The organism is Roseibacterium elongatum DSM 19469 (assembly GCF_000590925.1).
Taxonomy (GTDB): domain Bacteria; phylum Pseudomonadota; class Alphaproteobacteria; order Rhodobacterales; family Rhodobacteraceae; genus Roseibacterium; species Roseibacterium elongatum.
Genome location: NZ_CP004372.1, coordinates 32139 through 45068 on the forward strand (window position 1 = coordinate 32139; position 12930 = coordinate 45068).

16 protein-coding genes are annotated in these 12930 nt (G+C 67.3%); 4 read left to right on the top strand and 12 right to left on the bottom strand.

Going from position 1 to position 12930, the window contains the following annotated elements; translation table 11 throughout:
* Positions 1-21 precede the first annotated feature (21 nt).
* From ROSELON_RS00145 to ROSELON_RS00160, 4 genes are all read right to left on the bottom strand, one after another.
* Entirely contained in the window at positions 22-1158 is a 1137-nt protein-coding gene (locus tag ROSELON_RS00145) for a diguanylate cyclase domain-containing protein (RefSeq protein ID WP_025310450.1), read from the bottom strand.
* Positions 1155-1733 carry a heme NO-binding domain-containing protein gene (locus ROSELON_RS00150; protein ID WP_198020777.1) on the bottom strand — a complete coding sequence of 193 codons (579 nt, stop codon included), beginning with the start codon at positions 1731-1733 and terminating at the stop codon, positions 1155-1157. The genes ROSELON_RS00145 and ROSELON_RS00150 overlap by 4 nt, the downstream gene beginning before the upstream one ends.
* A gap of 106 nt (positions 1734-1839) precedes the next feature.
* Positions 1840-3399, bottom strand: a complete 1560-nt coding sequence (locus tag ROSELON_RS00155; protein ID WP_025310452.1) for a trimethylamine methyltransferase family protein — start codon at positions 3397-3399, stop codon at positions 1840-1842.
* A gap of 73 nt (positions 3400-3472) precedes the next feature.
* The gene (locus ROSELON_RS00160; protein WP_025310453.1) at positions 3473-4225 is read right to left on the bottom strand and encodes an HAD family hydrolase; all 753 of its coding nucleotides are present in this window, start codon (positions 4223-4225) and stop codon (positions 3473-3475) included.
* A gap of 103 nt (positions 4226-4328) precedes the next feature.
* On the opposite strand from ROSELON_RS00160, the gene ROSELON_RS00165 reads away from it, so the two are divergent.
* Entirely contained in the window at positions 4329-4772 is a 444-nt protein-coding gene (locus tag ROSELON_RS00165) for a MarR family winged helix-turn-helix transcriptional regulator (RefSeq protein WP_038650573.1), read from the top strand.
* 41 nt (positions 4773-4813) lie between these two features.
* Here ROSELON_RS00165 and ROSELON_RS00170 read toward each other — a convergent pair whose 3' ends face one another.
* Positions 4814-5092, bottom strand: a complete 279-nt coding sequence (locus ROSELON_RS00170; protein WP_198020778.1) for a DUF3572 domain-containing protein — start codon at positions 5090-5092, stop codon at positions 4814-4816.
* Positions 5093-5183: 91 nt separating this feature from the next.
* Between ROSELON_RS00170 and ROSELON_RS00175 the strand changes: the two genes are divergently transcribed.
* Complete coding sequence (locus ROSELON_RS00175) at positions 5184-6575, top strand: diguanylate cyclase (protein ID WP_038650576.1); 1392 nt, start codon at positions 5184-5186, stop codon at positions 6573-6575.
* Between the two features lie 71 nt (positions 6576-6646).
* Here the strand turns inward: ROSELON_RS00175 and ROSELON_RS00180 are convergent, their stop codons facing one another.
* The 4 genes from ROSELON_RS00180 to ROSELON_RS17185 all read right to left on the bottom strand — a co-directional run bounded on the left by ROSELON_RS00180 (position 6647) and on the right by ROSELON_RS17185 (position 8829).
* Positions 6647-7189: a periplasmic heavy metal sensor gene (locus tag ROSELON_RS00180; protein ID WP_025310454.1), complete on the bottom strand. Its 543-nt coding sequence runs from the start codon at positions 7187-7189 to the stop codon at positions 6647-6649.
* Entirely contained in the window at positions 7182-7565 is a 384-nt protein-coding gene (locus ROSELON_RS00185; RefSeq protein ID WP_025310455.1) for a hypothetical protein, read from the bottom strand. Before ROSELON_RS00185 ends, ROSELON_RS00180 begins: the two co-directional genes overlap by 8 nt.
* Positions 7555-8142, bottom strand: coding sequence for an RNA polymerase sigma factor (locus ROSELON_RS00190; protein ID WP_025310456.1), 588 nt, complete (start codon positions 8140-8142; stop codon positions 7555-7557). Before ROSELON_RS00190 ends, ROSELON_RS00185 begins: the two co-directional genes overlap by 11 nt.
* 87 nt (positions 8143-8229) lie before the next feature.
* The gene (locus ROSELON_RS17185; RefSeq protein WP_156945636.1) at positions 8230-8829 is read right to left on the bottom strand and encodes an EF-hand domain-containing protein; all 600 of its coding nucleotides are present in this window, start codon (positions 8827-8829) and stop codon (positions 8230-8232) included.
* Between the two features lie 131 nt (positions 8830-8960).
* Here ROSELON_RS17185 and ROSELON_RS00200 point away from each other — a divergent pair, with 131 nt between their 5' ends.
* Both ROSELON_RS00200 and ROSELON_RS00205 read left to right on the top strand, forming a co-directional pair.
* The gene (locus tag ROSELON_RS00200) at positions 8961-9362 is read left to right on the top strand and encodes a DUF983 domain-containing protein (RefSeq protein WP_025310458.1); all 402 of its coding nucleotides are present in this window, start codon (positions 8961-8963) and stop codon (positions 9360-9362) included.
* Complete coding sequence (locus tag ROSELON_RS00205) at positions 9335-10030, top strand: NUDIX hydrolase (protein WP_038649986.1); 696 nt, start codon at positions 9335-9337, stop codon at positions 10028-10030. The genes ROSELON_RS00200 and ROSELON_RS00205 overlap by 28 nt, the downstream gene beginning before the upstream one ends.
* Here the strand turns inward: ROSELON_RS00205 and ROSELON_RS00210 are convergent.
* Genes ROSELON_RS00210 through ROSELON_RS00220 form a run of 3 tightly spaced genes read right to left on the bottom strand, consistent with a single transcriptional unit; the run spans position 10008 to position 12930 of the window.
* On the bottom strand, positions 10008-11081 hold the full coding sequence (locus tag ROSELON_RS00210; protein ID WP_245605383.1) for an AEC family transporter: 1074 nt from the start codon (positions 11079-11081) through the stop codon (positions 10008-10010). The genes ROSELON_RS00205 and ROSELON_RS00210 overlap by 23 nt on opposite strands.
* Positions 11081-11992 carry a membrane protein gene (locus ROSELON_RS00215; RefSeq protein ID WP_025310460.1) on the bottom strand — a complete coding sequence of 304 codons (912 nt, stop codon included), beginning with the start codon at positions 11990-11992 and terminating at the stop codon, positions 11081-11083. Before ROSELON_RS00215 ends, ROSELON_RS00210 begins: the two co-directional genes overlap by 1 nt.
* Before the next feature lie 50 nt (positions 11993-12042).
* The gene (locus tag ROSELON_RS00220) at positions 12043-12930 is read right to left on the bottom strand and encodes a fatty acid desaturase (RefSeq protein WP_084613848.1); all 888 of its coding nucleotides are present in this window, start codon (positions 12928-12930) and stop codon (positions 12043-12045) included.

Consider the following 12930-nt stretch of genomic DNA (forward strand, 5'->3'; position numbering starts at 1 on the left):
GTAACCACTTGTCTCCGTTATTTAAGTCGCCGCCGGCTTGATGCGAGGGTCGGTGGCTGCGGCGTGTCGCCCCCCGCCAGCCCGATCCTCGGCAGGTGCCGATGCGCGGCGGTCCGGGCTGGGCAGGCCCCCGTCGTCGTGCCGGGCATGGCGGCCCCGACCGGCATGTTTCGCGCGATAGAGCGCCATGTCCGTGTCCATCTGCAACTGATCCGGGCTAGGGCGCCGCGCATATTGCGCCGTAGAGGCCATGCCGATCGAGGCCGACACATGGCATGTCACCCCATCAAAGGGGATCGGTTCCTCGACCCTTGCGATCAGGCGGCTGGCCACCTCGTCGATCGCATCCGGGTCAGTGCAGTCGCGCAGGATGACCAGAAATTCGTCACCCCCGACCCGGGCTGCGATGTCGCCGCGCCGCAACTCGTCGCGCAGAATGCGGCCGACCTGCTGCAACACCCGGTCGCCGGCGGCGTGGCCGTGGGTGTCGTTCACCTGTTTGAACAGGTCCAGATCCAGGTGCAGCAAGGCGAAATCGGCCGAAGCGTCGGCCAGAGATCGCGCCAACTCGATATCCATCGCACGCCGGTTGGCCAGACCGGTCAGATCGTCGGTCAGGGCCTGCGCCTCGGCCGCGAGGCGGGCGGCGCGCAATCGTTCGGTCAGTTGCCGCGACAGCCGCGCAATCGAGGCGTTCGCCTCGTGCAGATAGAGCAATTCCAGCGTCTGGTCGCAGGGCGAGAAATCGGCCTGGCTGAGATCGAACTCGGCCACCCCTCGCATGAAGCTCAGCCCCAGGGACATGTCCAGAAGGGCGCCCGAGCGCTCGGGCAATCGGCTGAGCACCCCCCGCATCGGCAGGTGCGGCGCGGCATGCAGCGCCAGGGCGAGGCGTTGCCCCTCCTGCTGCAACAGATCGTCGAAACAGGTGACCGAGGCCGGGCGCCGGATCTCGAGAATGGTCAGCAGGGGCATTCCTTCGAGTGGGTGATCGCCGAGCATCTTGGCGATCGTCGGCCCAGCATGGGCGACACGCCCGTCTTCGGCCAGCCACAGATGCATCGGCATCAGACGGTCCAGATCGCGCGGGGCAAGCGCGATGCGCGCGCCCTCGCCGGGCTGAGACGTGGTGCGTGGTCTGGTGAAGCCCAGGGTCATGGCGTCGTGCCCCCCAGCACGAATTGGCGGCCCTCGGCATATTGCGCATCCAGGAGTTGGACATGCAGGCATTCCTGCCCGGAATCGAAGCCGTCGAGACTGAGCAGGACGAGCGCGCCGTAATCATCGGCCATGGCCCGCAAGCCGCCCAGAAGGATGGGCGCGATCCCCGGCAGATCCCAACTGGCCCGGAGGTGATACGAGGACGGATCGAGGCAGGTGACGAAGATTTCCGGCAGTTCGAGATCGGGAATGGCGAGGCGACCACGTTCACGCAATTCCTCGAGCGACAGAAGAAAGTCCAGAAAGGTGGCGCCGCCAAATCGCAGCAGGCGCCGCAACGGCTCGAGCGCCGGGTCGGTCACCAGATAGGTCCCCAGATCCTCAAGCAGCGCGTTGGGGTGTTTGTGCAGGACAAGGCACGCCGCCTCGAAACAGGCCGTGGTCTGGCGATGGTCGTAGGTGAGCATCGCTTCGAACCCCTCGGGCGGGATGCCCGCCATGTCGCGGATTTCGTGCCACAGCCGACTGCCGTAATGGGCCGTGAGAAACCCCTGGAGGGCGCGATTGATCATGCCATGCATGTGGAGGCCTTGTGCTGCGTGATGTGCGGGGCGCACACGGCACGGCCCCGACCTCCACGACGCTAGACCAAATCCGTAAAGAAACAGTTGACGCCGTTCAGAAATCCGTAGGCGCGCCGCCCTGGGCCTTGCGCCGCGCGACGAAATCGGCCAGCTCGTCGCGGATCTCGGCGTCCATTGGCGGGGCCTCGAACTCCGCAAGGATGCGTTTGTAGATGCGATGCGCGCGTTCGACGGTCCAGACGCCGCCATCGCCGGCCCAGGCCTCGAAATTCCGCCAATCCGACGCGAAAGGCTGGTAAAAGGCATTCTGGTAGCGGGCCTGCGTGTGCGCACAGCCAAAAAAATGCCCGCCGGGGCCCACCTCGGCGATGGCGTCGATAGCCAGATCGTCCTCGGCCGTGGCTGTCAGCGCCGGTTCGAAATAGCGCTGGATCTGCTGCAACAGCTCGCAATCCATGACGAATTTCTCGGGGCTGGCGATCAGACCGCCCTCAAGCCACCCCGCCGCATGATAGACCATGTTGGCCCCCGATTGCACCGCGGCCCAAAGCGAGTTTCCGGTTTCCCACATCGCCTGACCATCCGGCACATTGGCCGCACAGACGCCCGAGGCGCGCATGGGCAACCCGTAATGGCGCGCCATCTGGCCCGTCATCTGGGTCGCCCGCATGTATTCCGGCGTGCCGAAGGCGGGCGCGCCCGACTTCATGTCGACATTCGAGGTGAACGTGCCGATGGCCACCGGGCAGCCCGGCGCGATCCATTGCAGAAGCGCGATGGCGGCCAGCCCCTCGGCCAGGCTGAGCGCGACGGCCCCGGCCAACGTCACCGGCGCCATGGCCCCCGCCAGAGTGAAGGGCGTCACCACCACGGGTTGCCCGCGCCGCGCCAGCCGCATGGCCCCGTCCAGCATCGGCCAATCATGTTTCAGCGGACTGACCGAATTGATGTTCGTATACATGCGCGGGGCAGCGTCGAACTCGTCATGGGTCAGGCCGCCCGCGATGCGCACCATTTCCATCACGTCCTCGACCCGTTCGGGCCCCAGCGAATAGGCATGGGCGACCTTGTCGGTCAGGGTCAGCTTTTCAAACAGGCAATCGAGATGCCGCACGCTGGCATGCACGTCAATGGGTTCCACCGGATAGCCGCCGGCGATGTGGATGCAGTTGAAATACTGCGTCAGCTTCATGAATTCGCGGAAGGTCGCGAAATCACCGGGGCGTTTGCCGCGTTCGAGATCCCATGCATTCGGCGGGGACGAGACGTTGACAAAGGTCATGTGGCGGCCGCCGATCGTGACCGACCGATCCGGGTTGCGCGGCGTGATGGTGAACTGCGCCGGCGCCTTGCCGACCATGTCCATCACGAAATCGGGGTCAAAGCGGGCGGTCTGCCCCTCGATCCGGCAGCCGGCGGCGCGCAGGTGCCCCAAGGCCTCGTCATTCAGGAACTCGATCCCGATCTCCGACAGGATGCGCATCGCACCGGAATGCAAGGCCGCGATGCCGGCCTCGTCCAACGGTTCGGTCGGGCGATCGGTATTGAGCGGGATGCGCCACGGCGTCTGCGCGATCGCGGGGCCGGCCGCCCGGCTGGTTCCTGTACGGCGGCCTCCGTGGCGGCGGCGGCGGGCAGGCGTGGCGTCGTTCATGGCAACCTCTCCAGATCGGGACGCAGCGCCTCCCGTCGTGCAAGGGTCACCTGTCGGGCAGTCGCATGTGTTTTCAGATAGCGACGGATCGGGTCGCTTTTGGTCCGGATCCTGCGGTTTCCGCGCCGTGATCGCCCATCTCGCGCAGCAAGACGGGCAGATGCGCGATATCGGGCAAGACGGCATCGGCATGGGGAGCGAGTTCGTCGGCAGGCGCAAGCCCGGTCAGAACGCCGACGACCTGCATGCCGGCGGCGCGTCCGGCCCTGAGGTCATGCAAACTGTCGCCCACCATGAGGACCTCGGCCGCATCGAGGCCCATCGTATCGGCGAATCCATGGCACATGCCGGGGTCGGGTTTGGCCCCGTAGCCGGTATCGAAGCCGGCCACGAAATCGAAATCGGCCGAGACGCCGGCGGCGGTCAGATGTGCGCGCGCCTCGACCTCGGCGGCATTGGTGGCGACCCCCAGTTTCATCCCCTCGGCGCGCAACGCGCGCAAGAGCGGGGCCAGCGGGGCCACCGGAACCATGGGCGCCTCGGCAGCGGCGGCGTTCATGCGATCGACCAGCACCGCAATGCCGGGCGCGGACAACAGCGGATCGAGCCGCATGGCCAGTTCCTCGAGCGTGCCCGCAATGACGGGGCTGCCCGGCAGGAAACGGCGCCGCGTCATGTCATAGCCCGCACGATCGGCGAGGGCCTCGGCCAGGCCGGGGTCACCGGCCGCCAGATCGAGGAACAGGCCGGCGGCCCACTCGCTCCAGCTGGCCTCGAAATCGAAAAGCGTACCGTCCTTGTCGAACAGGATCCCGCGAATGGGCATGATCTGCGATGGCCTCCTTCGGTCACGGAACCGGGAGCCAGCGACAATGTGAACCATTTCCGCGTGACTTCGCCTCCCACCGAAGGTATAGGCCGTGCTTACGATGGATGGAAGTACACCAAAATACGGCCTGCACGACAGCATCGGCCACCACATCTCCCGCTCGGCCCGGATCGTCGAGCGGCGGGTTGAAGAATCGTTGCGCAAACATGGCCTGACGCGCGTGGGCTGGTGCATTCTGCTGGCCGTGGAAGAAGACGGTCAGAGAAACCCGTCAGAGATTGCGAACTTTGTCGGCATCGACCGCACGGCTACCTCGCGCGCATTGCGCCAGCTCGAGGCCGAGGGGTTGATCAGCCGTGCCATGGGGGTCGAGGACCGGCGCACGACCGAGGTGACCCTGACCGATGAAGGCCGGGCGCGGATGCTCAAGGCAATGCCGCTGTGCTCCGAGAACATGTCGCACTTCTCGTCCAAGCTGACGACCGAAGAAGAGGCGACGCTCAAGACCCTGCTGAAGCGCCTCACCGCCGGCGAAGACAGCTAACCCTCGAATTTCATTGCAAAGCGCGGACGCCGTGGCGCCCGTCAGGTCCAGCTTGGCACCTGCCCACCGGGCAGAGCCGCCCGGATCGTAACGATATCGGTGGGCGGCCATCCCTGCGCATCGGCGCACCCGATCACCCAGGCATCGTCCATAAGGACAAAGTCGAGGACCGAGGCCAGGAACTCGGGCTCGGCGGCGCGGCGGCGCAGATCTGCCTCGGCCACACCGGTGGCGCCCATGAACACGGGCAGCAGATCGTCCTTTCCCGCCAACCACCCCAGAACCTGCAACGCGCGGGTTTCGGCGATTTCCTGCTTCATTCCCAATTCTGACCTTCCGGTTAAAGTATTTATTAACCATTGTCCGCGACACCTTGACCATATCTGGATCACACCAGTGGGCGAGGAACGCATGACGGGGCGCATCTTGATCGTTGACGATGTAGCGACGAATCGCATCGTCATGAAGGTCAAACTGGCCGCTGCGTGCTATGACGTCGACCAAGCCGACACGGCGGCCAATGCGCTGTCGGCGGCGCGCCGCAACGCACCGGATCTGATCCTGCTTGACCTGAGCCTGCCGGACATGTCCGGGCTCGAGGCATGCAGACGCCTGAAGGCGGACCCGGCCACCGCCGGCATCCCGGTCATCCTGGTCACGGCCGTGGCCGATCATGCCTCGAAAATGGCCGGGTTGGAGGCCGGGGCCGACGATTTCCTGACCAAGCCGGTCGACGAGGTGACCCTGCTGGCGCGGGTCCGGTCGCTGCTACGTGCCCGAGACGCGGTGCAGGACCTGCAGGCGCGCGATGCCTGCAGCGCGCATCTGGGCTTTGCCGAGGCGATGGGCGGCTTCTCGGCGCAGGATCGTCCGGCCCGAATCGCGCTTGTGGCGCCGGGCGCGCGCGGTGCGGTGATCTGGAAAAACGCCCTGGACATGCGCCTGTGCGACGAGGTCGTCGTACTGCCGCGCGAAGCGGCCCTGTCCCAGGCCGGCAACGCCGCACAAGAGGTGCCGGATGTCTTCGTCATCGCCGCCGACCTCGGGGCCCGCAACGACGGCATGCGCCTTTTGTCCGACCTGCGTTCGCGTCAGCATACGCGCCACGCGGCCGCGATCATGATCCTGCCCGAGGGCGACAGCGAGCGCGCCGCAAGCGCCCTCGATCTGGGGGCGTCGGATATCCTGTTCGACCCGTTCGACCCGCAGGAACTGGCCATCCGCATCCGCGCCCAACTGGCGCGCAAACGGCAGGCGGACACCCTGCGGGCCTCCGTGAAAGCGGGGCTCGAGCTGGCCATGACGGATAGCCTCACCGGGCTGCACAATCGCCGCTACGCGCTCTACCGGCTGGAGCAGATGATGGCGCGCCCCGGTCGGGGCGTTGCGGTGATGATGCTGGATCTCGATTATTTCAAGGCGATCAACGACCGCCATGGGCATCGGGTCGGCGATCAGGTCCTTGCGCTGGTCGCGCGACGCCTGCGCGCCCAGTTGCGCAACAGGGATCTGCTGGCGCGTATCGGGGGCGAGGAATTTCTGGTCGCCCTGCCCTTTTGCGACCTGAAGGCCGCCATGGATTGCGCCGAACGCCTGCGCCACACCATCGGGCACACCACCTTCGAGATCGATGCCGCACCTGCGCCGCTCAGGGTCACCCTGAGCGTGGGGCTGGCGCTGGTGTCGGGCGAGCCCAGCTGCGAAACCCCGCAAAGTGCCATCGATCGGGCAGACCGGGCGCTCTACGGCGCAAAGACCCATGGCCGTGATCAGGTCACGCTGGCCAATCGCCCCGCCGCGTGACCGCAGGCCGTCGGCCACCGCCGGACGACGCCTCCGTGCCGCCTCTCGGTGCAACCACGCGCCGGATCGCGTCACCGATCCGGCGCGCGATCAGGGGCGCGCCCGTCGAAACGGCGCATGGCCCGGCCCAGATCGTCGGCCAGGGCGATGCGCCGTTCCAACGGAAGCGATTGCAGATGATCCAGCAACGCCTCTTGTCCGTGGCGTTGCAGCGCCTCGGCCGCGGCCCGCGACCGCACCATGGCCGCGGAGGCCCCGGCCCGATCGAACGGATCGGCGCGCAGGGCCATTTGCACGGCACGCAGGCTGTCGCCGATGATGCGCCGTTCGGCCCTCAGGGCCGCCCGACGTTCACCCAGGGCATCGCGCACGGCCGCGCGGCCATCCCGGTCAAGCGCCACGGCAAAGGGGCCGAGGCCAAGCGCCCGCAGCGCAGGCAGCTCATCGGGGCCGGATGGCCCGATGCGGCCCGTGACCGCCCCGGCCACCAAGCCCATGATCAGCACATTCAACGCCAGCGACACAGCCAGCACCAGTTTGACCACCGGGCCGGTCTTGCGCCGCGGCGCAGCGTCGGGCGGTGTCGGGGTCTGGGGCGTGTTCGGATCAGACATCGCCGCCCTCCTCCCATGCCAGACTGCTCAGATCGGGCGTGACGCCTCCGCCCCCCGATAGCGACCAGATCTGTCCGCCGCTGAGCACATCAATCGTGTCGGGCATCGCAAAGCCGATCACAAGGCCGACAACCCCCGCAAGGGTCACGCCCGACACCCCGCCCCAGCCGCCGATCGCCGACACCCAGGCCGGGCGGAACCGGCGGCCGCGGGGCGCCGTCGGGGCAGCGGATGGCTGCACCTGTGCGGCCGCGTCCTCCTGAACGCGGGCGGCATCGGCCAGCACGCGCGCGACCAGATCGTCCGACGGCGTCGTTCCGCGGGCCTGGGCCAGAATCCGGTCCAGTCGGTCGTCTCGATCTGCCTTAATCACCATAGCCCAACGCCTCCTTCTGTCCTTCCAGCGCCTTCCTCAGCGCCCGTTTGCCCCGCGCGGTCAGGCTTTCGACCGCTTCGACGCCGATGCCGAGGATCTCGGCGATCTCGGGGTTCGACATCCCTTCGATATGGCGCAGGACAACCGCCTGTCTCTGCCGCTCGGGCAATGTCGCCAAGGCCGCATCGAGCGCCGAGCGGCGACCGGCATCGATCATCCGGGCCTCGGGACCGGGTGCATCGTCGGGCGGATCGGCCTCGGGGTCCAGCCCGGTGGACCGGCCCGCGCGGCGCAACCGATCCACGGCCAGATTCGCCACGACCCGGTGCAGCCATGTCGCCGGCTGCGCGGCCCCGTCCTGCCGCCAGTCGGGCGCGGCACGCCACAGGCGCAGCATCGCCTCTTGCGCCACGTCCTCGGCCTCGGCCGGATCGCCCAGCACCCGCGCAGCGTGGCGCCAGGCCCGTGGCAACAGGCGGTCGGTCAACAGCCGCGCCGCCCCGTGGTCGCCCCGCGCAAACAGGACCATGAGCGCGCCATCGCCCAATTCTTGCAGTTCCGCGTCGCGCAAAGCCATGCAACCCCATAGCCCCGGACGGGGCATTGCGCCATGGGCGCGGCAGATTTCGCACCGCGCCCATGGCAGGATCAGATCCCCGGCAGATCAGCCGCGGTGCCCCCAGCCGCGACGCCCACCGTCGCGACGTTGCATCATCTGCTCCATCGCGGCGGTGAATTCCGCCTCGGAGACGACACCGTCGTCATCGGCGTCGACCATGTCAAAGAGCCGCGCGGGATCGGGCATGCCGCCCCGCCCCGCGACCTGGCCACGCTCGGCGCGATCACCCCAAGCGCCGCGCATCCCGCGCGGGCCGACATCCCCCCGGTCGGGGCGCGCATTCGCCATTTCCTCGGCGCCGAGCACGCCGTCCCCATCCGCATCCGCGCGGTCGATCATCTGATCCACCCCGGCCTCGACGCGGGCCGCGATACGGGCCTCGGCCCGCGCGGTGCCCTGCGCGACCAGTTCGGCGCGATCCAGAACGCCATTGCCATCGGCATCGGCCGCCTGGAACCGCAATTCGGGCGCATTCTCGACCTCGGCGCGGGTCACGGTGCCGTCGCCGTCGAAATCGAACATCTGAAACAGGCGCTCGGCCCGCGGTTGCTCGGTCGGGGCGATCACCTCCGCGTCCTGCGCAAGGGCCGGAAGGGCCGCCACGGGGATCAGGGCGCTCAAGAGGGCTGCTTTCCAAATCGACATGCGAAGTCTCCTTTGTTCATTGGCTGTCTGACCTGTCTCACGCGGCGGCCGGGAATTTCCGTCGCAATTTCTTTCTGCCCGCCCCAACAGCCGACTGGACGCAGGCCGCGCGACGCATCATCTTGCCCGGCATGACCCATGACGACCCGGCCCTGCGCCCCGAATTCGCCCCCGCCCCGCCGGAACGCCCGGCATGGCCCGCCATCGCCAAGGCCATGCGCGGGCGCTGCCCCAGCTGTGGCGAGGGGGCGATCTACGACAGTTATCTGAAGCTGACGCCAAGCTGCCCCTCCTGCGGCGAGGACCTGAGCCATGCGCGCGCCGATGACGGGCCGGCCTATCTGTCGATTCTCGTGACGGCCAAGGTGATGGGCACGCTGATGCTGTTGACCTATGAAACCTGGCAGCCGCCCGCCGCCGTGCTGGCCGTGACCTTTTCCATCGGTGTTGTGGCCATGGCGCTGTACCTGCTGCCCAGGTTCAAGGGCATGATCCTGGGCATCCAATGGGCCAAGAGGATGCACGGGTTCTGATGGACAAGACGGCGATCCGCGACGCGGCGACCATCATCGTGCTGCGCGACCGGGCCACGCGCCCACGCGTTTTGATGGGGCAACGGGGCAAGGGGGCGGCCTTCATGCCGTCGAAATTCGTGTTTCCCGGCGGCGCTGTGGACAGCGTGGATGCCACGATCCCCTGGGCGCGGCCCCCGTCCGAGGCCTGCACGAGCCGGCTGGCGCTGGAAACGGACACCCCCGCCGCCGCCGTACTGGCCGCCGCAACCCGCGAGTTGTGGGAAGAAACCGGGCTGTTGCTGGGCGCGCCCGATCCGCGCGCCGGCACGATCGAGGCGCCAAAAGGCTGGCGCGGTTACCTCGCCACCGGGCATCTGCCCGATGGCGGCGCGCTCGAATTCGTCTTCCGCGCCATCACCCCGCCGGGGCGGCCGCGCCGGTTCGATGCGCGGTTCCTGCTGGCGGAGGCCGAGACCCTGGCCAATGACCCCGATGATTTCAGCCGGGCTGAGGACGAGTTGAGCCATCTGCAATGGGTGCCCTTGGACGAGGTGCGGACCTATGACATGCCCTTCATCACTGAGGTGGTGTTGGCCGAATTGTCCGCCCGCCTGACCGGCACGGCCCACCCCGGTGTGCCCTTTTTCGACAACTCGACCGAGATCAGCCGGTTTCGCCGCCTCTGAGCAGGGCTTTCACGGCCTTGCGGCCGCGACCCGCGAAGCGGCGCCTCGGGGCATGAAGCCCCTCGGCGCCGCTTGTGGCTCCGGCGGGAGTTTTCTTGCCAAGATGAAGGGGGCAGCGGCTCAGCCAGCGAAAAGCCGCGCCGCGAGAGACAGCCAGAGCGGCATTACCGCAAAGGCGAGCGCCGTCTGAACCGTGATCATCGCGGCCATCAGGGGCGCATCGCCCCCCAACTGCCGCGCCAGCGTGTAGGCGGCCCCCCGTAGGCAAGGCGCCATAGATCAGCGCCACCTGACCGGCCAACGGATCCAGCCCGACAAGCAGCGCGACCCCGAGAATGACCAGCGGGAACACGACCAGCTTGCCGATCGCCGACAGGGCCATCGGTTTGCAATCGGCGCTAAGGCCACGGATCTTCAGGTTGGCCCCCACACAAAGCAGCATGATCGGCAGCGCCGCCTGCCCCAGGACCGAGAGGGTGTCGGAGATCACCGGGATCGGGGCCCAACCCAGGGCGTTGAAGGCGATCGCTGCGAGAATGGACAGGATCAGCGGGTTCGTCCCGAGGCTGACGAGCGCGCCGCGCACCACCCGCCCCCCGGGGCGCGGCAACATGACGGCAAAGGCGGAGACCACGGTCAGGTTGACCACGGGTACCAGGACCGCGGCCCCCAGAACGGCCAGTTGCAGACCGGGCATGCCATGCAGCGCCTCGGCGACGGCAAGCGCGATGAAGGTGTTGAACCGCCCGGCCCCCTGCATCACCGAGGTCCCGACCGCCCCCCCGCGCCCCAGCCACCAGGCGGCGAGACTGCCGAAGGCGACGGCCGCGAAGAACCCGCCGTAGAGCGTCAGCGCAAAGGGGACCAGAACAGGATCGGAGAGGTCGGCCTCGGAGATGCGCACGAAAAACAGCGCCGGCATCAGTACGAAATAGACGAGCCGGTCATTGAGGTTCCAGAATTCCATGCTGGGGATCCCGCCACGGCGCAGCACATAGCCCGTCACGATCAGGAGGAAGATGGGCGCGATGGCCAGCGCGATGGACAGCATCAGAGACTTCCCAGGAAAATCAGCCCGATTGAGGCCAAAAGAAACGCCACGCCGGTCAGTTCCTTGGCGGAGGAGCGTTCGCCGAGCCAGAACACGGAAAACAGGAAGGTGAACAGCAGCTCGATCTGCCCCAGCGCCTTGACCAGCGCGGCGGTCTGCAGCGTGAAGGCGGTGAACCAGCCGAGGCTGCCGAGCATCGAGGCCACCCCCATGGGGGCCGAGACCCGCCAACTGGCCGCAACGCGGGCGATCTCGCCGCGCTCGCGCAGGGCCAGCCAGGCGCCCAGCGCCAGGGTCTGCACGGCCGTCGCCGCAGCCAGCGTCAGGCTGGCGCGCAGGAACACATCGCCGTCGGGCAGCGCGAGCGAGGCCCCGCGATAGCCCACCGCCGAAACGCCGAACAACACGCCGGAGGCCAGGCCAAAGCCGGAGGCCCGGTTGACCACCCGCCGCCAGATCGGCAGCGCAGCGTCGGGCCGCGGCGGATCGGAGAGCAGGACGACGCCGACAAAGCCCACCACGATGGCGACGATCAACACCCCCGAGAGCCCTTCGCCCAGCAGAATAAAGCCGATCAGGGCCGACAGCATCACCTCGGATTTCTTGAGCGTGATCCCGACGGGGAAATTGCGAAACGCGAACAGCGCCACCACACACATCGTCGCCAGAATCTGCGCCAGCGCTCCGGGCACGAGAAACGCCCAAAATCGCAGGTCAGGGCGGGGCAGCGCCTGACCGCTTAGCCCCAGATAGACCACGACGAGAACCGCCACGAGCGGCGCGGAATAGGCGAACCGTGCCCAAGTCGCCCCGGCCGTGGACAGCGTTGTCACCTTGAGATGGCGTTGCAGCAGAAACCGCAGGTTCTGCATGAAAGCCGCGAAGATGGTAATCGGGATCCATAGCGCCATGCCGGTGTGTCGCGTCCATCCTGCGCAACCTCAAGCGTTTTCGACCGTTTTCAGCGATGCCGCCCAGGAAAAAGCGGGTGCGGCACCGGGTCCTTGGCGGCGAGAAGGTGGCGCCGGAAAACCTGGGCGTAGCTGTCGTAGCGGTATCCGTCATTCCGTTTCAGATAGCGGTCGCGGTTCTCGGCGTAGATGCGCGGCAACCGGTACCACGGCAGTTTCGGGTGCATGTGGTGAACGACGTGCAGGTTGTTGTTCAGGAACAGAAAGGCCAATGGCCCCCGGTCCTCGATGATGACGGTGCGCCCCCGCGCATGTTCATGGGCCTGATGTTCGAGAAAGGTGCGGATCTTCAGCAAACCAAGGCCGACGTAGCAGGCCAACAGATAGGCAGGCACCGACATGGGGGATGCGGCGACGATCCACAAAACCCCGGCCGTGGACGGCAGATGCCAGAGCCACCCCGCGAGAACGCCGGGGGCACCCGCGCGCAGGCGGCGCCAATCGGCCACCATGAATGCGACCTGTCCGATCATCGGGCCAAGCGTCATGCGCCCCAACAGCGTGTTGTTGGCCTGCAGAACGGCCCGCTGCCAGCGCGGCAACCGTGCCCAGAGGGCCGGATCGAGGTAGTTCGATTCAGGGTCGTCATAGGGATCGGTCAGACAGGCATCCATGTGATGGGCCAGATGCGTGTCGCGAAAGCGCAGATAGGGCACAGCCAGGTTCAACGAGGCAAACACCAGCGGCTCGCCCCAGCGCCGCGCCGCAAAGGGGTGGCCATGCAGAACCTCGTGCTGCAACGAGCTTTGGAACGCGATCGCCACGGCGACGCAGGCCAGGGCGATTGGCGGGGCGATCGGCACCAACCAAAAGAGCGCCGCGCCCCAAACCGCATAACAAGCCGCGATAAGGGCCAGAGTGGGCCATTCGATCCGCAT